At 37.1% G+C, this 24,492-nt stretch carries 25 protein-coding genes and 1 other annotated feature; of the genes, 21 read left to right on the top strand and 4 right to left on the bottom strand.

All coding sequences use genetic code 11. The features are described 5' to 3' along the window. The first annotated feature begins 151 nt into the window (after positions 1–151). A complete protein-coding gene (locus tag KI369_RS08135; RefSeq protein WP_000903182.1) occupies positions 152–919 on the top strand; it encodes a tRNA threonylcarbamoyladenosine dehydratase in 768 nt (255 codons plus the stop codon). Between the two features lie 459 nt (positions 920–1,378). Here the strand turns inward: KI369_RS08135 and KI369_RS08130 are convergent, their stop codons facing one another. Both KI369_RS08130 and KI369_RS08125 read right to left on the bottom strand, forming a co-directional pair. After that, on the bottom strand, positions 1,379–2,020 hold the full coding sequence (locus KI369_RS08130; protein WP_212955616.1) for an RsfA family transcriptional regulator: 642 nt from the start codon (positions 2,018–2,020) through the stop codon (positions 1,379–1,381). Between the two features lie 37 nt (positions 2,021–2,057). After that, the gene (locus tag KI369_RS08125; RefSeq protein ID WP_000812938.1) at positions 2,058–3,344 is read right to left on the bottom strand and encodes a replication-associated recombination protein A; all 1,287 of its coding nucleotides are present in this window, start codon (positions 3,342–3,344) and stop codon (positions 2,058–2,060) included. A 292-nt stretch (positions 3,345–3,636) separates the two neighbouring features. On the opposite strand from KI369_RS08125, the gene cymR reads away from it, so the two are divergent. The 7 genes from cymR to KI369_RS08090 all read left to right on the top strand — a co-directional run bounded on the left by cymR (position 3,637) and on the right by KI369_RS08090 (position 10,033). Next, positions 3,637–4,053, top strand: a complete 417-nt coding sequence (cymR, locus tag KI369_RS08120; protein WP_000704116.1) for a cysteine metabolism transcriptional regulator CymR — start codon at positions 3,637–3,639, stop codon at positions 4,051–4,053. A gap of 35 nt (positions 4,054–4,088) precedes the next feature. Then, on the top strand, positions 4,089–5,234 hold the full coding sequence (locus KI369_RS08115; RefSeq protein WP_212955615.1) for a cysteine desulfurase family protein: 1,146 nt from the start codon (positions 4,089–4,091) through the stop codon (positions 5,232–5,234). 16 nt (positions 5,235–5,250) lie between these two features. Further along, positions 5,251–6,366 carry a tRNA 2-thiouridine(34) synthase MnmA gene (mnmA, locus tag KI369_RS08110; RefSeq protein WP_212955614.1) on the top strand — a complete coding sequence of 372 codons (1,116 nt, stop codon included), beginning with the start codon at positions 5,251–5,253 and terminating at the stop codon, positions 6,364–6,366. A gap of 110 nt (positions 6,367–6,476) precedes the next feature. Continuing rightward, on the top strand, positions 6,477–7,136 hold the full coding sequence (locus KI369_RS08105; RefSeq protein WP_212955613.1) for a tetratricopeptide repeat protein: 660 nt from the start codon (positions 6,477–6,479) through the stop codon (positions 7,134–7,136). Between the two features lie 97 nt (positions 7,137–7,233). Then, positions 7,234–9,570 carry an SF1B family DNA helicase RecD2 gene (gene recD2, locus KI369_RS08100; protein ID WP_212955612.1) on the top strand — a complete coding sequence of 779 codons (2,337 nt, stop codon included), beginning with the start codon at positions 7,234–7,236 and terminating at the stop codon, positions 9,568–9,570. A 127-nt stretch (positions 9,571–9,697) separates the two neighbouring features. Next, a complete protein-coding gene (locus tag KI369_RS08095) occupies positions 9,698–9,886 on the top strand; it encodes a YrzR-like zinc ribbon domain (protein WP_000469281.1) in 189 nt (62 codons plus the stop codon). 18 nt (positions 9,887–9,904) lie between these two features. Further along, entirely contained in the window at positions 9,905–10,033 is a 129-nt protein-coding gene (locus tag KI369_RS08090; RefSeq protein ID WP_001053553.1) for a YrzQ family protein, read from the top strand. A 35-nt stretch (positions 10,034–10,068) separates the two neighbouring features. On the opposite strand, the gene KI369_RS08085 is transcribed toward KI369_RS08090, so the two are convergent. Beyond that, on the bottom strand, positions 10,069–10,281 hold the full coding sequence (locus KI369_RS08085) for a hypothetical protein (protein WP_000242555.1): 213 nt from the start codon (positions 10,279–10,281) through the stop codon (positions 10,069–10,071). 176 nt (positions 10,282–10,457) lie between these two features. Here KI369_RS08085 and KI369_RS08080 point away from each other — a divergent pair, with 176 nt between their 5' ends. Beyond that, the gene (locus tag KI369_RS08080) at positions 10,458–11,525 is read left to right on the top strand and encodes an AI-2E family transporter (protein ID WP_212955611.1); all 1,068 of its coding nucleotides are present in this window, start codon (positions 10,458–10,460) and stop codon (positions 11,523–11,525) included. A gap of 38 nt (positions 11,526–11,563) precedes the next feature. On the opposite strand, the gene KI369_RS08075 is transcribed toward KI369_RS08080, so the two are convergent. Then, complete coding sequence (locus KI369_RS08075; protein WP_212955610.1) at positions 11,564–11,908, bottom strand: PH domain-containing protein; 345 nt, start codon at positions 11,906–11,908, stop codon at positions 11,564–11,566. Between the two features lie 222 nt (positions 11,909–12,130). Then, positions 12,131–12,350 (top strand) — a binding site (T-box leader). Positions 12,351–12,390: 40 nt separating this feature from the next. Between KI369_RS08075 and alaS the strand changes: the two genes are divergently transcribed. The 12 genes from alaS (at position 12,391) to KI369_RS08015 (ending at position 24,479) form a co-directional block, all read left to right on the top strand. Then, positions 12,391–15,033 (top strand): alanine--tRNA ligase, encoded by a 2,643-nt coding sequence (alaS, locus tag KI369_RS08070; protein ID WP_212955609.1) that lies wholly within the window; start codon positions 12,391–12,393, stop codon positions 15,031–15,033. Positions 15,034–15,109: 76 nt separating this feature from the next. Then, complete coding sequence (locus KI369_RS08065) at positions 15,110–15,376, top strand: IreB family regulatory phosphoprotein (protein WP_000348590.1); 267 nt, start codon at positions 15,110–15,112, stop codon at positions 15,374–15,376. A gap of 3 nt (positions 15,377–15,379) precedes the next feature. Next, positions 15,380–15,793 (top strand): Holliday junction resolvase RuvX, encoded by a 414-nt coding sequence (gene ruvX, locus KI369_RS08060; protein WP_001221193.1) that lies wholly within the window; start codon positions 15,380–15,382, stop codon positions 15,791–15,793. 12 nt (positions 15,794–15,805) lie between these two features. Continuing rightward, positions 15,806–16,084, top strand: a complete 279-nt coding sequence (locus KI369_RS08055; protein ID WP_000392245.1) for a DUF1292 domain-containing protein — start codon at positions 15,806–15,808, stop codon at positions 16,082–16,084. Positions 16,085–16,302: 218 nt separating this feature from the next. Further along, positions 16,303–17,373 (top strand): endolytic transglycosylase MltG, encoded by a 1,071-nt coding sequence (mltG, locus tag KI369_RS08050; RefSeq protein WP_212955608.1) that lies wholly within the window; start codon positions 16,303–16,305, stop codon positions 17,371–17,373. Positions 17,374–17,575: 202 nt separating this feature from the next. Next, a complete protein-coding gene (locus tag KI369_RS08045) occupies positions 17,576–18,217 on the top strand; it encodes an O-methyltransferase (RefSeq protein ID WP_212955607.1) in 642 nt (213 codons plus the stop codon). Between the two features lie 7 nt (positions 18,218–18,224). Beyond that, positions 18,225–19,154, top strand: a complete 930-nt coding sequence (locus KI369_RS08040) for a peptidase U32 family protein (protein ID WP_212955606.1) — start codon at positions 18,225–18,227, stop codon at positions 19,152–19,154. Positions 19,155–19,172: 18 nt separating this feature from the next. Beyond that, on the top strand, positions 19,173–20,453 hold the full coding sequence (locus tag KI369_RS08035; RefSeq protein ID WP_212955605.1) for a peptidase U32 family protein: 1,281 nt from the start codon (positions 19,173–19,175) through the stop codon (positions 20,451–20,453). A gap of 18 nt (positions 20,454–20,471) precedes the next feature. Next, complete coding sequence (udk, locus tag KI369_RS08030) at positions 20,472–21,110, top strand: uridine kinase (protein WP_000537082.1); 639 nt, start codon at positions 20,472–20,474, stop codon at positions 21,108–21,110. A gap of 278 nt (positions 21,111–21,388) precedes the next feature. Beyond that, the gene (gene greA / locus KI369_RS08025) at positions 21,389–21,865 is read left to right on the top strand and encodes a transcription elongation factor GreA (RefSeq protein WP_000179964.1); all 477 of its coding nucleotides are present in this window, start codon (positions 21,389–21,391) and stop codon (positions 21,863–21,865) included. 92 nt (positions 21,866–21,957) lie between these two features. After that, on the top strand, positions 21,958–23,712 hold the full coding sequence (locus KI369_RS08020) for a peptidoglycan D,D-transpeptidase FtsI family protein (protein ID WP_212955604.1): 1,755 nt from the start codon (positions 21,958–21,960) through the stop codon (positions 23,710–23,712). Between the two features lie 116 nt (positions 23,713–23,828). After that, on the top strand, positions 23,829–24,479 hold the full coding sequence (locus KI369_RS08015) for a YrrS family protein (RefSeq protein WP_212955603.1): 651 nt from the start codon (positions 23,829–23,831) through the stop codon (positions 24,477–24,479). Positions 24,480–24,492 lie beyond the last annotated feature (13 nt).

The raw sequence follows: 24,492 nt of genomic DNA, 5'->3' as shown, positions 1-24,492 counted from the left end.
ATTGGAAGGAAGTTTAAAAGGTCCGGTTTACACTATGTTTTCATTTTCGAAATATGTATTTTTAGGAATTCTATAACTTTTTCTATACAAATAGTCGGAAAAACGCTAGAATACATGGTAGACCATTTTTGTAATAGGAGTGTAGAGCTGAATGTTACATCAATTTTCACGTAATGAATTAGCCTTCGGTAAAGAAGGACTTGAAATATTAAAAAATAGTACAGTCGGTATTTTAGGAATTGGCGGTGTAGGATCATTTTCGGCAGAGGCGTTAGCACGTTCTGGCGTAGGGCGTCTCGTGTTAGTTGATAAAGACGTTGTAGATATTACAAACGTAAACCGTCAAATTCACGCGTTAGTATCTACTGTAGGACGTTCAAAAGTAGAATTAATGAAAGAGCGTATTGCAGACATTAATCCAGAGTGTGAAGTAATTGGACTAGAAATGTTTTATACTGATGAAACATATGAAGAGTTCTTCAAACATGGCTTAGATTTCGTAGTAGATGCATCTGATACGATTACGTTCAAAATTCATTTAATTAAACAATGCTTACGTCGCAAAATTAAAATTATCTCCTGTATGGGTGCAGCAAATAAAATGGACCCAACTCGTTTCCGTATTGCGGACATCTCTAAAACACATACAGATCCAATTGCGAAAGTAATTCGTACGAAGCTTCGTAAAGAGGGTATTAAAAAAGGTGTAAAAGTTGTCTTCTCTGACGAAAACCCAATCGTGATTCGTGAAGAAGTACGTAAAGAAATTGTACCAGACGAAAATGCAAAAATTCGTAAAGCGAAATTACCGCCTTCTTCAAATGCATTCGTACCATCTGTGGCAGGTTTAATTATGGCAAGTCACGTTGTACGTGAACGTATTAAAAATGTAGAAGTGAAACGTGTAGGGCAAGAATAAAGTGAAAGCATATATCCATTTCGGATATATGCTTTTTTATATGTATTAAAGAAATATGGATATTTACATTACTATTAGTTCAAATGTAAGCAAAGCTAGTAAGTAATGATCATATTTATCTGATTTATAGGCGGAAGTCTTTTTTTAACTGTTAATGGTGAAAAGAGCTAAAGTTAGGACGAGAACACCGGGTGTTATTTTGAAGACTATTAATGAAATAGTAACCATCTCCCTTTGTATATATATGTTTATAGTAACATTTAAGCGAAAAACATCCAATTATTTCCGTTTTTTTCTTTGTGTGAACTTAAGGTTTATTGTTGTGAATTTTAGTCGGTAAATCGATATTTCGTTTCGAATCGTCGATATAATTTCATTTATCAACACATGCACACACATAATGTTCATTAAAGAAATAAACAGGGATGTCACTTAATCAAAAAAGTGACATCCCTGTTTTTAATTCTCTGCAGAATAAATAATATCTAAATTTCCATTTTGATCTGTTTTGAAAATTGGAGCAATCTGTTCTTCTTGTTCTTCAACTGAAACGAGTTTTCGGGCACGGTCCATAATTCTAACAAGCATGGCGTAATCTTCTTCGATTGCCTGTTGTTTTTTTGAGAGTACCGCTAATTTTGCTTCGAGTTCATGATTCGTTTTTTGCAAGGACGTAAGCTGAGCTTGTAATACATCATTTTCAGTTTGTAACTTTGCGAGTGAAGGGTTGGTATGCTCTAAGTTTTGCAAAAATGAAATGACATTTTGCATAGTAAGTTCTTGTTTACTTGGCATAATATCTTCTGAAAACTCGGCATCAATTACGAGTTGTTTCGTTTTCGTGAAATGCTCTTTTTCTATTTTAGCTTCAGAGCGTTTTAATTCTTTACGTTGTTTTTTTGCAAGTTGCACCGCATCTTCGTAATTCGGTCTTACTTCAGCATTCCATCTAAATCCGCAAGCTGCTGAAGTGCGGTTTAATGTATCGCCGACTTCATCGAATGCTTTTATTTGTGTACTGCCGCTGCGAATATGTCGTAAAACAGTTTCTGCTAAAAGGAGATCATCTTCTTTTGTCCATGCATCTTGACGTGTTTTCATAAGCGAAGCCTCCATAATGGTGACGTTTTCGCTTATGTTACCCTTTATTTTTCGTTTTATTCGAACTTTGCAATCTTTCATATACAGTAGAAAGTGCTTGCTCAAATTTCCCTGTCGTTTTCGGTTTATAATATTGTTTGTTTTTAATTTTATCAGGCAAGTATTGTTGTTGTACCCAGCCATTTGGATGGTCGTGTGGATATAAGTATCCAATGCCTCTTCCAAGTGATTCTGCACCTTTGTAATGACTATCCTTTAAATGACTTGGAATGTCACCTGTTTGACCGTTACGTAAATCGTGTAATGCAGCATCAAGTGCTTTATAAGCTGAGTTTGATTTTGGTGATAGGCAAAGCTCGATAACAGCATTTGCAAGTGGTATGCGTGCCTCTGGGAATCCAACTCGTTCAGCTGATTCTATAGCTGCTAGTGTACGTGGTCCAGCTTGCGGGCTAGCAAGTCCGATATCCTCATATGCCATAATAAGAAGACGTCTACCAATACTTTGTAAATCACCAGCTTCAATAAGGCGTGCTAAATAGTGAAGTGCTGCATTTACATCACTTCCGCGTACTGATTTTTGAAATGCTGATAATACGTCATAATGAGCATCTCCACCTTTGTCGTGAACGAAGCTCTTTTTTTGTAAGCATTCTTCTGCGATTTCTAACGTAATTTCCGCAGCTTTGTCATCTGTTGTAAAGCTAGATAAAACAGCTAGTTCAAGCGCGTTATAAGCGGAACGCATATCTCCGCCTGAAGCATTTGCGAAGTGATGTAATGCTTCAGGCGTAACAGTTACATCATATTCCCCAAGGCCTTTTTCTTTATCTTCAAGTGCTCGTTTTAAACCAATTAAAAGGTCATCTTCTGTTAATGCGTGTAATTCGAAGATTTGACAACGACTCCGAATAGCAGAATTAATAGCATGGAACGGATTACTCGTCGTAGCACCAATTAAGGTAAGGAGTCCGCTTTCTAAATGAGGTAATAGAAAATCTTGTTTTGCTTTATCTAGACGGTGTACTTCATCTAAAATTAAAACGAGGTGTCGATGCATCTTTGCCTCTTGTACGACAACTTCCATATCTTTTTTATTATGAGTAACAGCATTTAATAGGCGAAAAGGGGTTCCGGTACTTCCTGCAATTGCGCTCGCGATGGATGTTTTTCCAGTGCCTGGAGGGCCGTATAAAATCATAGATTGAAAATGATTTGCTTGGACCATTCGCCATAAAATCTTTCCTTCACCAACTAAATGTTGTTGTCCGATAATTTCTTGAATATTTGTAGGGCGCATTCGATGTGCGAGTGGTTGTTTCATTTTTACCGTCTCCCTTAAAGTATAATCTCTTTCTATCGTATCATTTTTTTTAGTGAAATTTGAAATAGGATGCTGCTTTATGGGAAAAATGAACATAAATATTTTCATTTTTCTTTCAATTGTAATAATTTCCGAGTTTTTCAATGTGATTTTATGTTATCATTTTGATACACAAGTTGAAATTTCTTATAATACTATATTATGCTATAATTTCATAGGATTTTAAATTGTGTTCTTTTATAAATAAGATATAACCAATAGAAGTGAAAATTTGAAAAGAGGTGCAAAATAGATGAAGATTTCAACGAAAGGCCGTTACGGCTTAACAATTATGATCGATCTTGCAAAAAAGTTTGGTGAAGGTCCAATTTCCTTAAAATCAATTGCGCAGGCACATGATTTATCGGAACATTACTTAGAGCAATTAATTTCACCACTTCGTAACGCTCGTCTAGTAAAGAGTACGCGCGGGGCATACGGCGGATATGTATTATCAGATCAGCCAGCTAACATTACAGCTGGGGATGTAATTCGTGTATTAGAGGGTCCGATTAGTGTTGTAGAAATGATAGAAGAAGAAGAACCAGCACAACGCCAATTATGGATGCGTGTTCGAGATGCGGTGCAAGAAGTGTTAGATAGTACAACGTTAGAAGATTTAGTACGTTATGAGGAAGAAAATCACGGGGGCTATATGTTTTACATTTAATTCCTTGTGAAACGATTTGGAAAGAAGGAGATTTAATGGAACGCATTTACTTAGATCATGCTGCGACATCTCCGACTCACCCAGAAGTGGTCGAAAAGATGATTCCATATATGACAGAAACATTCGGGAACCCGTCTAGTATTCACTTTTATGGACGTCAAACGCGCCATGCAGTAGATGAAGCGAGACGCGCGTGTGCACGTAGCATTCATGCGAATCCGAATGAAATTATATTTACGAGCGGTGGTACAGAAGCTGATAATTTAGCGCTTATCGGTGTAGCGCGTGCGAACCGTCATAAAGGTAACCATATTATAACGACGCAAATTGAGCATCATGCGATTTTGCATACGTGTGAATTGTTAGAGCGTGAAGGGTTTGAAGTGACATATTTACCTGTCGATGAAACGGGACGCGTTCAAGTTTCTGACATACAAAAGGCATTAACAGAAGAGACAATTCTCGTATCTGTTATGTTTGGGAATAATGAAGTTGGGACGACGCAGCCAATTGCAGAAATAGGGAAGTTGCTAAAAGAGCATCAAGCTTATTTCCATACAGATGCGGTACAGGCTTACGGTTTAGTAGAAATAGATGTGAAAGAGTTCGGCATTGATTTATTATCGATTTCAGCTCATAAAATTAACGGGCCAAAAGGTGTCGGGTTCCTATACGCTGGTGCAGATGTGAAATTTGAACCGTTATTAATAGGCGGGGAGCAAGAAAGAAAACGCCGTGCTGGTACTGAAAATGTACCGAGTATCGCCGGGCTTCAGCATGCAATTTTGTTAGCTGAAAAAACTCGTGAGCAAAAAAATGCCCAATATGAAGAGTTTAAAGATATAATGGTATCTGTCTTCAAAAATGAAGACATTACTTTCGAGGTAAACGGAAACTTAGAATATCGCTTACCACATGTGCTTAATATTAGTTTTACAGGAATGAACATTGAACCATTTCTTGTGAACTTAGATTTAGCGGGCATTGCAGTGTCAAGTGGTTCGGCTTGTACAGCTGGTTCGATTGATCCATCACATGTATTAGTAGCGATGTTCGGAAAAGACTCCGATCAAATACGTTCATCCGTACGCTTTAGTTTCGGGCTTGGAAATACGAAAGAGCAAATTGAGAAAGCGGCGTACGAAACAGTGAAAATCGTGAAGCGATTAACACAAAATTAGCATGGGAGGTGACATGATGAACAAACTACCTCAAGAAACACGCGTTGTCATCGGGATGTCCGGTGGCGTCGATTCATCTGTAGCGGCTCTTTTATTAAAAGAGCAAGGTTATGATGTAATCGGAATTTTTATGAAAAACTGGGATGATACAGATGAGAATGGTGTCTGCACAGCAACAGAAGATTACAATGATGTAATTGAAGTGTGTAACCAAATTGGTATTCCGTATTATGCAGTAAACTTTGAAAAACAATACTGGGATAAAGTATTTACGTACTTCTTAGATGAGTACCGAGCTGGTCGTACACCAAACCCAGATGTAATGTGTAATAAAGAAATTAAATTTAAAGCCTTTTTAGAGCATGCAATTGCGCTTGGTGCTGATTATGTAGCGACAGGTCATTATGCACGCGTTGCGTATATGGACGGCGAATATAAAATGCTTCGCGGTGTTGATGACAATAAAGACCAAACGTATTTCTTAAATCAATTAAGCCAAGAGCAATTGTCAAAAACAATGTTCCCGTTAGGTGAATTGAAGAAACCACAAATTCGTGAGATGGCGAAAGAAGCTGGTTTAGCGACAGCTGCGAAGAAAGATAGTACAGGTATTTGCTTCATTGGTGAGCGTAATTTTAAAGATTTCTTAAGTAACTATTTACCAGCACAACCAGGTGTGATGCAAACATTATCTGGTGAAGTGAAAGGGAAGCATGACGGTTTAATGTACTATACGATTGGACAACGTCATGGCCTTGGTATTGGTGGTAATGGTGATCCGTGGTTTGCTGTTGGGAAAAACTTGAAAGAAAACATTTTATATGTTGATCAAGGATTCCATAACGAACTTCTATATGGTGATGAAGTTATTGCTACGAATGTCGGCTGGGTAAGTAATGAAGCGAAAGAAAAAGAATTTAAGTGCACAGCGAAATTCCGTTATCGTCAAGAAGACAATAAAGTAACGGTTCAAATCGTTGATGAAAATACAGTTCGTATTCTTTGTGACGAGCCAATTCGTGCAATTACACCAGGACAAGCAGTTGTTTTCTATGATGGAGATGAGTGTTTAGGCGGTGCTACAATTGATGAAGTGTACCGTAGCGGTAAGAAATTGGATTATTTAGGATAAAACGAGAAGCCTCTGCCGATTCGCGGTTAGAGGTTTCTTTTACATAAGGCGAATTTTCGTTCGCTTAGAAAATACATTCTTTGTTATAATTTGTTGTAGAGGTGAAGGACATGTCAAACAAACTTGAAACAGGTATTCAATATATGCAAGAAGGAAACTGGGAAGAAGCTGCTAAAAATTTCACAGAAGCAATCGAAGAAAATCCGAAAGATGCGCTTGGATATATTAATTTTGCGAACTTATTAGATGTACTAGGTGACAGTGAGAGAGCGGTTTTATTTTATAAACGTGCATTAGAGTTAGATGATAAATCTGCGGCTGCTTATTACGGATTAGGAAACGTATATTACGGTCAAGAGCAATTCGCAGAGGCGAAAGCTGTATTTGAACAAGCAATGCAAGCTGGATTACAATCAGCTGATGTAACATTTATGTTAGGTATTACACATGTGCAACTTGGAAATGATCGTCTTGCACTACCGTTTTTACAAAGAGCAACAGAATTAGATGAAAACGATGTAGAGGCTGTATTCCAGTGCGGACTTTGCTTTGCTCGATTAGAACATATTCAAGAGGCGAAACCTTATTTTGAAAAGGTATTAGAAATGGATGAAGAGCATGCAGATGCGTATTATAATTTAGGTGTTGCGTACGTATTTGAAGAAAATAACGAGAAGGCTCTTACTTTATTTAAGAAAGCAACTGACATTCAGCCAGATCACTTCTTAGCTGGTAATGGTGTTCGTTTATTAGAGCAAGAAGCTGAATAAGATGAAAATATAGTTTAATGGGTAGTTATCCCTCATCTAAAAAGGTGGGGGATGTACTGCTCATTAAAGTGAAAAGAATTCGGAAAGGAGAGGAAAGATGGGAAATCAACATGCAATGGATTTGTTTGAAGAAGAGAAAAAGTTTATAAAAGCGCAAGTTCTTCATACCATTTTCCACAACGAAGAAAACCTCTATTCCGTTGTCAGTATGAAAGTCATTGAAACGAATGAAACGTACGACGAAAAAAAAGTGATGATAAACGGTCATTTTCCCCGCATGCATGAAGATGAAGTGTTTACATTGACAGGTCATTTTAAAGACCATCCGAAGTATGGAAAACAATATATGGTTGAAACATTTAAGAAAGAATTGCCACAAACAAAAGCCGGTATGGTGCAATATTTAGCGAGTGATTTATTTAAAGGGATAGGAAAGCGTACAGCTGAAAAAATTGTAGATCATCTTGGAGAACATGCTATTTCTAAAATTATGGATGACCCTGAGGCATTAAATGGTGTTGTTAATAAACAAAAGGCTCAGGAAATATATGAGACAATTGTTGAACATCAAGGATTAGAGAAAGTAATGAGCTTTTTAAATGGCTACGGTTTTGGAACAAAACTTTCTATTAAGATTTACCAGCAATATAAAGAGATGACATTAGAAGTGATTCGTAATAACCCGTACCAACTTATCGAAGAAGTAGACGGGATTGGTTTTGGAAGGGCGGATGATATAGGGCGTGCGTTAGGGATATCGGGTAATCACGACGACCGTGTACGCGCAGGATGTTTTTACACGTTAGAGAATGTTTCACTGCAACTTGGTCACGTTTATATGAGGAAAGATCAACTTGTAAGAGAAACGATGTCACTTTTAAACAATCAAGAAGGAAGAGTGGCTGAGGAAGACGTTGTAGGCTGTATTGAAATGATGCAAAGTGAAGGGAAAGTCATCATAGAAGAAGAGCGAGTGTATTTAGCAACGCTGTTCTACTCTGAAAAAGGTGTTGTAAAGTCTATTCGCAGGCTTATGAATCAAGAAGAAACACCTTCATTTCCAGAAGCAGAAGTGTTAAAAACATTAGGTGAAATTGAAGAACAACTGAACGTACAATATGCACCGTTTCAGCAAGAAGCGATTCAAACGGCACTTCATAAACCGATGATGTTATTAACAGGTGGACCAGGAACAGGAAAAACAACAGTTATTAAAGGAATTGTTGAAATGTATGCGTCACTGCACGGATTATCGTTAAATCCGAATGAATACAGTGATGATAATCCATTTCCGATATTATTAACGGCCCCAACAGGAAGAGCAGCGAAGCGAATGAGTGAATCAACAGGGCTTCCAGCTTGTACAATTCACCGTTTACTTGGCTGGACACCAGAAGGGTCTTTCCAGCGTAATGAAACGGATCCGGTACAAGGGAAATTGCTCATTATTGATGAATTTTCAATGGTTGATATTTGGCTTGCAAATCAGCTATTTAAGTCATTGCCGACGAACATTCAAGTTATCGTTGTAGGTGATGAAGATCAATTGCCATCTGTAGGACCTGGACAAGTGCTGAAAGATTTATTGAATGCAGGTGCAGTTCCAACAGTAAAGCTTACTGAAATTTATCGTCAGGCGGAAGGCTCATCAGTTATTCAACTTGCCCATGCGATAAAAAATGGAACACTCCCACCAGATTTAGCGCAAAATCAAAAAGATCGTTCATTTATTGGCTGTACAGGAGCCCAAATTGTTGAGGTTGTTAAGAAGGTTTGTGACAATGCTAAGACAAAAGGGTTTAGCGCAAGAGATGTACAAGTACTGGCCCCGATGTACCGTGGGCCTGCTGGTATTAATGTACTAAACGAAGCGTTGCAAGAAGTGTTTAATCCGAAAAGGGAAAAGAGTAAAGAAATTGCTTACGGTGATGTTGTATACCGAAGAGGCGATAAAGTATTGCAGCTCGTGAATCAGCCGGAGAGCCAAGTGTTTAATGGTGATATCGGAGAAATTGTTTCGGTGTTTTATGCGAAAGAGAATGTTGAGCAACAAGATATGATTATCGTTTCATTTGATGGAATTGAAGTAACGTATACAAAGCCAGACTTAAATCAAATTACACATGCCTATTGCTGTTCGATTCATAAGTCGCAAGGTAGTGAGTTCCCGATCGTGATTATGCCGATAGTAAAAAGTTACAATCGTATGTTACGTCGTAATTTAATTTACACTGGTATTACAAGAAGTAAGAAGTTCCTTATTATTTGCGGGGAGGAAGCCGCTTTCCAGTCTGGTGTAAATCGTCTTGATGATGCAATGCGTCAAACGACTTTAGCGAGTCGCTTGCAAGAATCACAAGGAGAAGTACAGATGGTAACAGTTAATGGCGAAGAAATGGACGTGGAAAACATTTCACCGTATGATTTCATGTAACAAGGTGAAATTATATAGTGAAACTTTCAAACGTATAACGTTGAAAGGCTCCAGCAATGTATAAATGAATGCGGTTTGGACATAATGGCGAATAGAATCTGGGAGACTGTAAGGAGATGAAAGCCATATGTTCATTTGTCCAAATTGCAAAGGGAAAGACATTGGAAAAATAGGTGTCAACCAATTTTATTGCTGGAATTGTTATATCGAATTATCGGTTTCAAAGGGGAAAATCCATACGCATCAAGTAGAGGAAGATGGTTCATTAAGCTCTCTTGATGATTTATTTGATGAGAACGAAAGAACGATCGGATAACGAAAAGGGGGATTTACTTTGAATCTACGCAATTCATTAATCGCATTAGGTGTTGGTGCGGCAGCATACCAATATGCTCGCAAGCAAGATGTATTTTCAAAACGCAATATGAAAAAAGCACGTAAGATGATTAAATCTTATCTATAAGCGCAAAAAACTCCCTTCATGATAAGGGAGTTTTTTTATGCACTTGTATGCAAATATAAAAGTCCAATTTCAGAGAAGAGATAAGATAGGCCGTAACATCCAACGCCAAGCATTCCGTAATGAAATAATTGCTTCGCTCTTTCTTTTCGTGAGGAACGAATAAAGAAACCTTTCCAAATACCAAACCCGATACAAACCCATTCAAGAATCATAAAAAGTGCTGATAATACGAGCATAAATAAAACCATTATGAGCCCTCCTGATCATATTGTTCCATGTTGCATACTCAGGGGTGGTTGTCCTTATTATGTTATGTATATGTACGTCTTTACAAAACAGTATGGTCTGCACGAAAAGATTTTAAAACTTTTGCACATAACCTACCCTATTTATTTTCAAAATAAAGGTGGAGGAGGTTTTTCGTGTGAAGAATCTTAAAATCATTTGGATATATCGTTTAGGATTATTGTTACTCGTATTTCTTTGTTTGCTCGTCTTTTTAAAAATTAAACCGCTATGGGCACCGATTATTTTTGTGTTTAAAGTGGCAATTACGCCGTTTCTTATTGCGTGCTTTATTGCGTATTTATTGCATCCTTTAATTGAAAAAATTCATAAAGAAGGGATGCCACGCACACTCGCTATTTTGCTCATTTACATCCTTTTCTTTGGCGGAATCGGTTATGGCATTTATAAAGGAACGCCAATTGTTATTAAGCAATTACAAGAAATCAATGAACAATTCCCGCAGTTTACAAAAATGTATGATTCTTGGATGGATGGCGTTACAGAACAGACAGCGAATTTCCCGTCATTTATTCATGAAAAGGTGAAACAAATTTTTGTTGGGGTAGAAACGAAGATACAATCACTTTTAAATAAAGTAATGAGTACAGCTCGGGGTGTACTGGATTCGCTGCTTATTATTTTCTTAATACCGTTCATTGTATTTTACATATTAAAAGATTACGGTGAGTTTTATCATATCTTTTGGAAGCTAGTTCCGAGTAAGTGGCGGAGTACTGGGCAAATGCTGGCGAAAGAAATTGACAAGTCACTCGGAAGTTATATTCGAGGACAGTTATTTGTTTGCTTAGTATTAGGGGGCGTATCTGTTCTTTCTTTTTGGTTTATCGGTATGAAATATCCATTATTACTTGGCATTATTATTGGGGTAACGGATATAATCCCATACTTCGGTCCTATTTTAGGGGCGATCCCCACGTTAATGATTGCGGCAACGGTATCAACGAGTTTACTTATTAAGGCGGGAATTACGATTGCTATTTTGCAATTTTTGGAAAGTAACATTTTATCACCTTACATCGTTGGTAAGTCGCTTCGTATGCATCCTGTTATTATTATGCTGGCATTACTAGTTGGAGGAGAAGTGGCGGGAATTGTAGGGTTATTAATATCAGTTCCTGTTTTAGCGGTCATTCGTACTGTAATTGTTCATGTGAGGCCTCTTTGGAAAAAAGAAGATGTGTAATATAAAAGCCCTCTACTTATAAAAGTAGAGGGCTTTTGTTATTTAGAGATTTGTTCGTTGATTTGTTGAACGAGAGAGCTTACATCCTTTGTTTGAATATGTTTTATTTTTTTCCATTCATTATCATACATAAATATAATTTGATTGCTGAAAAGACGTTTTTGCTCCTTTAGATTAGAAATGTTTGTGAAAGAGTACTCTTCAAATAATGGGTTCTTACTTACATCTGGTCCATAAAAGAATAGCCTTTTGTTCGTTAAAATCAATAGGCCTGGTCTTGCGACGGAACGATAAATAAATACGTCTAATGAACATGCAGTGTAAAATAATATCGTTTCGTCAGTCGTTAACATATTTTTAGCTGTATTCAATAAGGTTGTCATTATAATCGCTCCTTTATTATTGGAAATTTAATTATAACAAAAATACAATACTCGGAAAAGTTCGTAAAGTTAGTACAATTTATTCATGCATGCATAATATATGAAAAGGCTGTTAAGAATGAATAGTAGAATAGCTATGATTAATAAGCAATTGATATAATATAAATGATTATCTACATTGACAAACTTAAGAGAATTCTATTATATTTAGTCATATAATACATTAAATCAATGACGGAACAAGTACGTTACAGTCCATTTATAGAGAGAAGCTTCCATATGGCTGAAAGAAGCTTTAAATGAAGGGTAACAGAAAGCTAATCCTGAGAGCAGCTAATCACTGCCGTCTTGCCACGTTACGGCACCATGAGGTGATGAATTGATTTGTATAATAATCAATTCATAATTAGGGTGGTATCGCGAGTTAACTCTCGTCCCTTTTATAGGGGCGGGAGTTTTTTATATTTAAGGAGGAAAATACAATGAAACAACTAACAGGCGCACAAATTCGTCAAATGTTTTTAGACTTTTTCCAAGAAAAAGGACATGCAGTAGAACCTAGTGCATCACTAGTTCCACATGAGGATCCATCTCTTCTATGGATTAACAGTGGTGTAGCAACATTAAAAAAATATTTTGATGGACGTGTAATCCCGCAAAATCCACGTATTACAAATGCTCAAAAATCGATTCGTACAAACGATATTGAAAATGTAGGGAAAACAGCTCGTCACCATACATTCTTTGAAATGTTAGGAAACTTCTCAATCGGTGATTACTTCAAAGAAGAAGCAATTACTTGGGCTTGGGAATTCTTAACGAGCGACAAATGGATTGGATTCGATAAAGAATTACTATCCGTTACAATCCATCCAGAAGATGAAGAAGCATTTACAATTTGGAATGAGAAAATGGGTGTTCCAAAAGAGCGCATCATCCGCTTAGAAGAAAACTTCTGGGATATCGGTGAAGGACCAAGTGGACCGAATACAGAGATTTTCTATGACCGCGGAGAAGCTTACGGTAATGACTTTAGTGACCCGGAATTATATCCAGGCGGAGAAAACGAGCGTTACTTAGAAGTATGGAACCTTGTATTCTCTCAATTTAACCATAATCCAGACGGTTCATATACACCACTTCCTAAGAAAAACATCGATACAGGGATGGGTCTAGAGCGTATGACATCTATCGTTCAAGATGTGCCTACGAACTTTGATACAGACTTATTCATGCCGATGATTGGTGCAACAGAAACAATTTCTGGTGAAAAATATCGTAATGGCGATTTAGAAAAAGATATGGCATTCAAAGTAATTGCTGACCATATCCGTACAGTAACATTCGCTGTTGGTGATGGTGCTCTTCCATCTAACGAAGGCCGTGGTTATGTATTACGTCGTTTATTACGCCGCGCTGTTCGTTATTCGAAGAAATTAAACATCAACCGTCCATTCATGTTTGAATTAGTGCCGGTTGTTGGAGAAGTAATGAAAGACTTCTATCCAGAAGTACTTGAAAAGAAAGATTTCATCGCAAAAGTTGTGAAAAATGAAGAAGAGCGTTTCCATGAAACACTTCATGATGGTGAAGCAATTTTAGCTGAAGTTATCGCAAAAGCAAAAGAAGAAAAAACAACTGTTATTTCTGGAGTAGATGCGTTCCGTCTATATGACACATACGGTTTCCCAATTGAATTAACAGAAGAATATGCAGAAGAAGCTGGTATGACAGTTGATCAGGAAGGCTTTGAAAATGAAATGGAAAAACAACGTGAGCGCGCACGTGCTGCTCGTCAAGACGTTGATTCTATGCAAGTTCAAGGTGGTGTCCTTGGAGAAGTGAAAGTGGCGAGCGAGTTCGTTGGTTACGGTACAGTTGCAACAGAAAGTAACGTTGTTGCACTTGTGAAAAATGGCGAATATACAGACAGTTTACAAGCTGGCGAAGAAGGGCAATTAATGCTTGATGTAACACCATTCTATGCTGAGAGCGGCGGACAAATTGCAGACCGTGGTTACCTGCTTGCTGACGGTGTGAAAGTTCTTGTAAAAGACGTACAAAAAGCACCAAATGGTCAAAACTTACACAAAGTTGTTGTGGAAGAAGGTACATTAACGAAAGATGCGGCTGTGAAAGCTATTATCGATACGAAAAACCGTAGTAGCGTTGTGAAAAATCATACAGCAACTCACTTACTACACCAAGCATTAAAAGACGTACTTGGAACGCATGTTAACCAAGCGGGTTCTCTTGTAACTTCTGAACGTTTACGCTTTGACTTCTCTCACTTCGGTCAAGTACAAGCTGACGAATTAGAAAAAATTGAGCGTATGGTAAACGAGAAAATTTGGGAAAGTATTGATGTTGAGATTTCTCAAAAAGCAATCGAAGAAGCGAAAGAAATGGGCGCAATGGCATTATTCGGTGAAAAATACGGTGATGTTGTACGCGTTGTACAAGTAGGCGATTATAGCTTAGAGCTTTGCGGTGGTTGTCACGTTGATAACACAGCTTCTATCGGTATTTTCAAAATCGTTGCTGAGTCTGGTATCGGTGCAGGAACTCGTCGTATTGAGGCGGTAACTGGAAAATCTGCTTACGAATTAATGAACGATCAAGTAGGTTTATTAAAAGAAGCAGCAGGGAAAATGAAAACAAACCCGAAAGATATTTTAACAAGAGTTGACGGTTTATTTGCTGAAGTAAAACAACTTCAAAAAGAAAACGAATCTCTTGCTGCAAAATTAAGTAATATTGAAGCAGGAAACTTAACTGATTCAGTAATGACAGTTGATGGCGTAAACGTATTAGCAGCAAAAGTAAATGTTGCAGATATGAACAACTTACGTACGATGATGGATGACCTGAAAAATAAATTAGAGTCTGCAGTTGTCGTATTAGCGTCTGTAAATGATGATAAAGTAAACATCTTAGCTGGCGTAACGAAAGATTTAATTAGCCAAGGATACCATGCTGGTAAACTTGTGAAAGAAGTGGCTTCTCGTTGTGGCGGTGGCGGTGGCGGCCGTCCTGATATGGCACAAGCGGGCGGTAAAAACCCAGCGCAAGTTGAGGAAGCTTTAGCATTTGTACAAGAGTACGTTAAATCTGTTTCAAAATAAAGAGATAGTAGTGTACAATGGTAGGGAGAGGAGAAGTTCTTCTCCCTATACTTACTATATAAGTGAGGTGCTTGAAATGGACGGTTTTGATAAAACAATGAAGTTTAGCATTCAAGATGAAAAACAGAGTGTCCATGTAAATGATGTACTTTTAACTGTGTATGATGCACTTCAAGAAAAAGGTTATAATCCGATTAACCAAATCGTCGGTTATTTATTAAGTGGAGACCCAGCATACATACCTCGCCATAAAGATGCACGAAGCATCATTCGCAAGCTTGAACGTGATGAGTTAATTGAAGAGCTTGTGAAGTCTTACTTGAAACATCATCGTGAGGAGTAGTTTATGCGGATATTAGGTTTAGATGTAGGTACAAAAACAGTCGGAGTTGCAATTAGCGACGAAATGGGCTGGACAGCACAAGGGTTAGAAACAATTAAAATTAATGAAGAACGAGGTCACTTCGGTTTTGACCGTATTTCTGAATTAGTAAAGCAGTACAATGTGGACAAAATAGTAGTAGGTTTACCGAAAAATATGAATGGTACAATTGGCCCGCGTGGTGAAGCGTGCCAACAATTTGCAGAAAACCTACGAGAGCTGTTACAATTAGACGTTGTAATGTGGGACGAGCGTTTGTCAACAATGGCAGCGGAACGTCTGCTCATTTCAGCTGATGTAAGCCGTAAGAAGCGAAAGCAAGTAATCGATAAGATGGCTGCAGTCGTAATCTTACAAGGATTTTTAGATAGTAAATAAGAGGTGACCAAAATGGAAGAAAATCAAATTACAATTGTAGACGAAAAAGGTAACGAACATTTATGTGAAATTATTTTCACTTTTGATGCTGAAAAATTTGGCAAAAAATCATACGTAGTCTTCTCTCCAATCGGTGAAGTAGACGAAGATGGAGACCCAATTTATGATGCAATGGCTTATGAGCAAAATGAAGAAGAGGGCGGAAGTTTACTTCCAATCGAATCTGAAGAAGAGTGGGAAATGGTACAAGAAATGTTCAACACTCTAGCTGATGAGCAAGAAGCTGAATAATAAGTGCTGAAAAGATGGACGATATATCGTCCATCTTTTTTTATATGCAAAATGAAAGATTTTTTGTCGAAACTGTGTAATCCTTTGTAGTATAATGAGACGGATTGTAGAAAAATAAAATGTCTATCTCAAAAAGATAAATAAATTTATTGTGTTTTTATATCGTGTTGTATAGAAAGATGTACATACGGTCTACAATTGAATAAGGAGGAAGAGTGTTGATAGAGAATCAAGTGAAAAAAAAGCGTAGACGTCTTTTTTTATTTTCGATTATTGCACTGCTTTTAGTTTGTGGTTCAGTCTATGCGTATATTTCATCTGCATTAGGACCAGTTGATAGCGGGAATAAAAAAGAGATTGAAGTAGAAATTCCAAAAGGATCATCTACTAGTAAAATTGGTGAGATTTTAGAAGAAAAAGGTGCTGTGAAAAACGGTACAGTTTTTAGTTTTTATACAAAGGCTAAATCGAAAAATTTACAAGCGGGTACATATTTATTAAATCCTTCAATGAGTGTGAAGGATGTCATTGAACAAATGTCATCTGGTAACGTTCATCGTCCAGCTCTTTATAAAGTGACAATAAAAGAAGGTGCGCAAGTAACTGAAATTGCAGAAACGGTTGCAAACGAATTAAAGTGGAATAAAGATGATGTCGTACGTCAATTAAACGATAAAGCATTTATTCAAAAAATGCAGCAAAAGTATCCGAAGTTATTAACGGATAAAATCTTTGATAGCAATATTAAATATCCATTAGAAGGTTATTTATATCCTGCGACGTACTCTTTCTATAAAAAAGATACGACGTTAGAGGAAATCGTAATTCCGATGCTTGAAAAAACGAATGCAATTGTTGTTCAAAACGAGGCAAAAATGAAAGCGAAAAACTGGGATGTTCATCAGCTTTTAACATTGTCTTCACTTATTGAAGAAGAGGCAACAGGCTTTACAGATCGTCAAAAGATCTCTAGTGTCTTTTACAATCGTTTAGCAAAAGGTATGCCACTGCAAACTGATCCAACGGTATTATATGCACTTGGAAAGCATAAACAACGTGTATTATATGAAGATTTAAAGATAAACTCACCGTACAATACGTATGTTGTGAAAGGATTACCGGTTGGTCCAATCGCAAACTCTGGTAAACATTCAGTGGAAGCGGCGTTAGAGCCTGCGCAAACAGATTATTATTATTTCTTAGCTGCACCAACTGGTGAAGTGTACTATGCGAAAACATTAGAAGAGCATAATGCATTAAAGCAAAAATATATTACGAAAAAACAGTGAAATGGGGAGGGATAGCGAAAAAGGTCGCACATCCCTCTTTTTTGTGGTAAAATATATCGGGTTAAAAACTGGCAGAAGAATCGTTTTTAATATCAAAACGGGACGTACAAGCTAAGGGTAAAGCTGGCTTGTATTTTTATTGCATTCTATGTGTGAAAAGACGTCATAGAGGCACTTCTCCATGTAAATAAGGAGGACCATTATGGAGGATGCAGTTAACGAGTACCTATTATCATTTATTGATCCGAAAGATAAATTAATTCTTGAAATGGAAGATTATGCGAAAGAAAATCATGTGCCGATTATGGATCGACTTGGAATGGAATTTATGTTGCAATTTTTACGTTTAATTGGACCAAAAAGCATTTTAGAGCTTGGTACAGCAATTGGTTATTCTAGTATTCGTATGATGCAAGCTATTCCAAATTCTCGCATTGTGACAGTTGAACGCAATCGCGAGCGATATGAAAAAGCACTTGAATATATAGAACGTTCACCAGTTAAAGAGCGTATTTCCGTTATTTACGGTGATGCGTTAGAAACAGGCGAGCAAGTAAAAGAACATGGAACATTTGACGTTATCTTTATTGATGCAGCAAAAGGACAATATCGTCGCTTTTTTGACTTATATGAACCGTTATTAAATCCTGGTGGCGTAATTATTTCAGATAATGTTATGTACCATGGCCTTGTAACGACAAAAGAGAAAATTGAAAACAGACGTACACGTGGTTTAATCCGTCGTATTAAGACGTACAATGAATGGCTTATGGACCATGAAGGATATGATACAACGATTTTCCCAATTGGTGATGGAGTAGCCGTTAGTAAAAAGAGAGGGTGACCAAGGTATGAAGAAACCTGAATTGTTAGTAACGCCAAAAGCAGTGGCGGATATCGAACCTCTTGCGAAAGCAGGAGCAGATGCGGTAATGATCGGTGAGCAAAAGTTCGGTTTACGTTTAGCAGGGGAATTTTCACGTGAAGATGTGAAACAAGCTGTGAAGATTGCACATGAAAATGGTGTGAAAGTATATGTAGCAATGAACGCGATGTTCCACAATGATAAAGTAGATGAATTAACAAATTATGTTGCATTTTTAAACGAAGTAAGTGTAGATGCAATTGTTTTCGGAGATCCAGCAGTATTAATGGCGGTCCGAGAAGTAGCGCCAAATATGCAATTGCACTGGAATACAGAAACCACAGCAACAAACTGGTTTACTTGTAACTACTGGGGACAAAGAGGAGCAAAACGTGCTGTATTAGCTCGTGAGCTTAGCTTAGATGAAATTGTTGAATTAAAAGAAAATGCTGAAGTGGAACTTGAAGTGCAAATTCACGGTATGACTTGTATGTTCCAATCGAAGCGTTCATTAGTAGGAAACTACTTTGAGTATCAAGGACGTAATCTTGACATTGAAAAGAAAAAATATGAAGAGAATATGTTCTTATATGACCCAGAACGTAACAATAAATATCCAATTTATGAAGATGAAAATGGTACTCACATTATGAGTCCAAACGATATTTGTTTCATTGATGAGTTAGAAGAGCTAATTGACGCTGAAGTCGCTAGCTTAAAAGTTGATGGTGTACTAAAAAGCTCTGCATACATTATTGAGGTAACGAAGAAGTATCGTAAAGCAATTGATTTATGTGTAGAAAATCGTGATGCGTATTATGACGTGAAAGACGATTTATATAAAGAGATAGAAGCAATGCAACCAGTAAATCGTCCGTTAGATACAGGATTCTTCTTTAAAGAGACGGTTTACTAAACGAGGAGGGTGTAGGAAATGACTGTACAAGAAATTTCACGAGTAGTCGATGGCAAACGCGTTATTGTGAAGAAACCTGAACTGTTAATCCCTGCGGGTAACTTAGAAAAATTAAAAGTAGCTATCCATTACGGAGCAGATGCTGTATATTTAGGTGGACAAGAATTTGGTCTTCGTTCGAATGCAGGTAACTTTACACTGGAAGAAATGGCAGAAGGTGTTGAATTTGCAAAGAAATATGGAGCAAAAATATATGTAACAACAAATATCTTTGCACATAATGAAAATATGGACGGGCTAGAGGAATATTTAAAAGGGATTGAAAAAGCTGGCGTAACGGGAATTATCGTTGCTGATCCGCTTATTATTGAGACTTGTAAACGTGTAGCGCCTTCTGTTGAAGTGCATTTAAGTACACAACAATCACTATCCAACTGGAAAGCAGCACAGTATTGGAAAGAAGAAGGTTTACATCGTCTTGTATTAGCTCGTGAAGCAAGCTATGAAGAAATGAAAGAAATTAAAGAAAAAGTGGATATTGAAATTGAAGCATTCGTCCATGGTGCAATGTGTATCGCATATTCAGGCAGATGTACGTTAAGTAACCATATGACAGCACGTGACTCTAACCGTGGTGGTTGTTGTCAATCTTGCCGTTGGGACTATGATTTAGTTCAAACAGTATCACAACATAAAGATGCAAAAGAGCTTCCTCTATTCCAAGAAGAAGATGCTCACTTTGCAATGAGTCCAAAAGACTTGAATTTAATTTTATCAATTCCGAAAATGATTGAAATTGGAATTGATAGCTTAAAAGTTGAAGGACGTATGAAATCAATCCATTACGTAGCGACTGTAGCAACAGTATACCGTAAAGTAATTGATGCGTATTGTGCGGATCCGGATAATTTTGAGTTTAAACAAGAATGGTTAGATGAGCTTGATAAATGTGCAAATCGTGATACAGCTCCGGCATTCTTTGAAGGGGTTCCAGGACATCAAGAGCAAATGTTTGGAAATCATAGTAAGAAAACAACGTATGATTTCGCTGGTTTAGTGTTAGATTATAATGAAGAAACGGGCATCGTAACGATTGAGCAACGTAATCATTTCAAACCAGGACATGAAGTGGAGTTCTTTGGGCCAGAAATAGAAAACTTTACGCAGACGGTGGAGAAAATTTGGGATGAGGATGGAAACGAATTAGATGCAGCGAGACATCCGTTGCAAATCGTGAAATTCAAAGTGGATCAACCAGTGTATGTGAATAATATGATGCGCAAAAGCATACTTCAATAAGAAAGAGTTGATAGTCGAATGGGGACGAATAAGCCTGTTGTAATTGGAATTGCTGGTGGTTCGGGATCAGGTAAAACGAGTGTAACGAAAGCGATTTTTGACCATTTTAAAGGTCATTCTATTTTAATCTTAGAGCAAGATTATTATTACAAAGATCAAAGCCATTTACCAATGGAAGAGCGTTTAAAAACAAATTATGATCATCCGCTTGCGTTTGATAATGATCTGTTAATTGAACATTTGCAGCAGTTACTTGCATATGAGCAAATTGATAAGCCTGTATATGACTATACATTGCATACGCGTTCAGAAGAAGTTATTCCAGTTGAGCCGAAAGATGTAATCATTTTAGAAGGAATTCTTATTTTAGAAGACCCACGTCTTTGTGAGTTAATGGACATTAAGCTATTCGTTGATACAGATGCAGATCTTCGTATTTTACGCCGCATGCAGCGTGATATTAAGGAACGCGGTCGTACGATGGATTCAGTTATTGATCAATATGTAAGTGTTGTACGTCCAATGCACAATCAATTTATTGAGCCTTCTAAGAAATTTGCGGATATTATTATCCCTGAAGGTGGACAAAACCATGTTGCAATTGATATTATGGTGACAAAAATTGCAACAATTCTTGAACAAAAAGTAAATTTGTAATAGCATAGTAAAAGATATACGATAGGAAGGGATTTTTTCCCTTCCTATCGAATACAATGAAACATGCAACCTCATCTATATATAGGTGAGGGCATATTTATATCAACTTTCCATACATATCTTCTTTATATAAAGAAGAATTGGGAATACGGGGTTGTATGTGACAACTCCGCTAGTACAGGCGTGCTAGAAACCTCCGCTATACATATAAGTGGGGGAGTTTTCATATGGAACTCCTCTTTTTTTCGGGGGATTGGTATATAAAAGGAGTGGAAAATATGGCAACAGAAAAAACATACCCTATGACGCAAGAGGGTAAGCAAAAGCTAGAGAACGAACTTGAAGATTTAAAAACGGTAAAACGTAAAGAGGTTGTTGAGCGAATTAAGATTGCACGTAGCTTCGGAGATCTTTCTGAGAACTCTGAGTACGATGCAGCGAAAGATGAGCAAGCGTTCGTAGAAGGACGTATTACACAATTAGAAAACATGATTCGTAACGCAGTTATCATCACAGATAACGGCGAAGAATCTACAGTTGTTACATTAGGTAAAACAGTAACATTTAAAGAGTTACCAGGTGGAGATGAAGAATCTTACACAATCGTAGGTAGCGCAGAAGCAGACCCATTTGAAGGCAGAATTTCTAACGATTCTCCAATTGCAAAAAGCTTATTAGGTAAGCAAATTGGTGAGAAGGTAGCAATCCAAACTCCAGGTGGAGAAATGCAAGTAGAAATTATCTCTGTAAAATAATAAAAAATCACTCGTGTAAAAGCGAGTGATTTTTTTATTTGTATAAAAGATGAAACACTACGTCCAAACTATAATAGACGAGGTGTTTTTTTATGAAAATAAAACGGAGAATTACAATTGTTTTAATTTGTTTTATATGTGTCATGTTTATTTTACTTTGTCGCTTAATTCAAATACAAATTATAGATACAGAATCATTTACAAAACGTAAGATAAATTTAATTGAAAAAAGTGTTACACAACGGACGCAATCCATTACCGTAGATGATGGACGAGGCCATTTTATAGATCGGAACGGTAAGGAAATAGGTGAGAAAAAGTATCCGGTTTTAATTGTTTTTCCATTTCTACAAATAAAAAATGACATGTTAGAGAAAATTGCGCATATCATTGGTGTGTCGAGACAAGAGATTGAAAGTCAAATGAAAGAAAAAAAAGGTGCATTTATCATGCAAAGGGGAAATGGTCCCTTTCGATTGGCACGAGAGCAGATGGAGAAGGTGAATCGATTAAATGTATTAGGTATTGTAGCAGCTGAAGTTCGTTTACGGCAAACTGGCAGGGTGAATCATTTAATTGGCGATGTGGGGGAGAATGAACGAGAATTTCAAAAACGATACGGAGAAGTAAGCAAAATTTCAAGACAAACGCCAATTGGTATTTCAGGATTGCAGCAATCATTTGATGAATTTCTTTTGACCGATGGAGAGGCAAAAGTATTGTATCAAGTGGACCGACAAGGAGAACCGATTTTTGGAAAACAAGCGAAATATACGTCGCCTGGAAATCCGTTTTATCCAGTGACGATTCAAACTACTTTACATAACGGATTACAGCAAAAAGCAGAAGAAGTGGTTGAAGCAAGCGGAATAAAGAAGGGGGGATTAGTGTTACTTGATGTAAAGAAAAATGAAATTTTAGCGATGGTCAGCAAACCAACTGTACAGGTGAAGGATGAGCGTTTATATACAACTACACTTGAAAATCAAATGTTAACACCACATTTTCCCGGTTCTGTTTTTAAAACAATAGTTGCAGCAGCAGTGATTGATCAGAATGAAAATGTGTTTAATCGTACATTTAATTGTAATCAAGATTTATATGGTGAAGACCATCCACAAGTGATGATGGGTACACTTAGTTTTAAAGAGAGCTTTGCTAGAAGCTGTAACAGGGCATTTTCAGAGTTAGGTAATGAGCTAATACAAAAGGATAAGATGGTGTTAGAAACGTACGTAGCAGCTTTAGGAGCTGCTGGTAAGGTTGGATGGAGAGGTTCTGTATTTCATACAACTCATTTTGAGCAAATGCCAGAGGAGAAGAGGGTTACGATTTGGGGTAGTGAAGGAAATAAGAATAGTAAAAAGGCGGTAGTGCAAACAGCAATTGGACAAAAAGATGTACGTATGTCACCCCTAGCAATTGCAAATATGATGGCGACGATTGCTAGAGGTGGAGAAAAGATGGAAGTGAAAGCTGTTGAAAAAATAATGTATAAAAATGGAACGGACTTTTATACATTTGAAGACCATACATTAGGTGGGAAACAGCTTTCATATGAAACAGTGAAAACATTACAACAGTTATTAAGGAGCGTTGTAACAACGGAGAAAGGTACAGGAGCAGCATTCAGTTCGTTACCATTAAATGTCGCTGGAAAATCTGGGACAGCACAAACAGGAAAAGGAACGAAAGAGAATCGTTGGTTTGCAGGTTATTTTCCATATGAAAATCCAAGATATGCTTTAGTTGTCGTGGATATAGAAACGAATAGCGATGTAAATAAAGTTACACCTATTTTCAAAGCTATCGTAGAATCAATCTATCGATTAGAGAATGAAAAGTAATCTTGCAATTTATAGTGAAATGTTTTCATTTCATGAAAATATTATCGTAAATGTTCAACCTTTCTAGATTTAATGTTACAATAGCAAGTATGAAAAACTGCATGGAGGTTTGAAGAATGGCAGGAGGATCTAGATTCCAACAGAAACAACAAAAACGTCGTCAAAACGGTGTTTTAAATATTGCAATTGCAATTGTATTAATATTAGTAGCTATTGTATCATATCAATTGTTTGTTCCTGAAAGAAAAGAACAAGCGTCTTCTAGTGATAAAAAAGTAGCTCAGCAAACAACGAAAGAAAATAAGTCTGAGAAAGCTAAAGGAAAAGAAGAGACGAAGAAGAACGAACAAGATAAGACAGAAGCTAAGAAGAAAGAAGAAGAAGAGAAGCTAAAGGCTGAAGAAGAACAGAAAAAAGCTGAAGAAGAAGCGAAAGCTAACGAGAAAGTACCAGCTGAAAAAACACAGCCAAAGGCAACTGACGCTTATACGAAATCTTCTTGGAAGCCAGTAGGTACAGAGCAAGGTGCAACACCTGCGATGACGTTTAAAAAAGGTACAGCAGATTGGAATGAGATGAATCAAGCTATTTCAGCTGCAATTGACGTTCCAGTGGAGCAATTAGTTATTCATCGAATCGGAAATAACGGTAAAAATAAAGCTTATGGTAACGTACAAGATAAACAATCAGGTAAAAAATATTATGTGAATATTGATTGGGTAGATAATGAGGGCTGGAAACCAGTACTTGTTCAAACTCTAAACTAAAAAAGAGAAGCTC

Origin of the sequence: Bacillus sanguinis, from assembly GCF_018332475.1 — a bacterium.
GTDB lineage: Bacteria > Bacillota > Bacilli > Bacillales > Bacillaceae_G > Bacillus_A > Bacillus_A sanguinis.
Note: the sequence above shows the minus strand (reverse complement) of the source record. Positions and strands in the feature narration are given on the sequence as shown.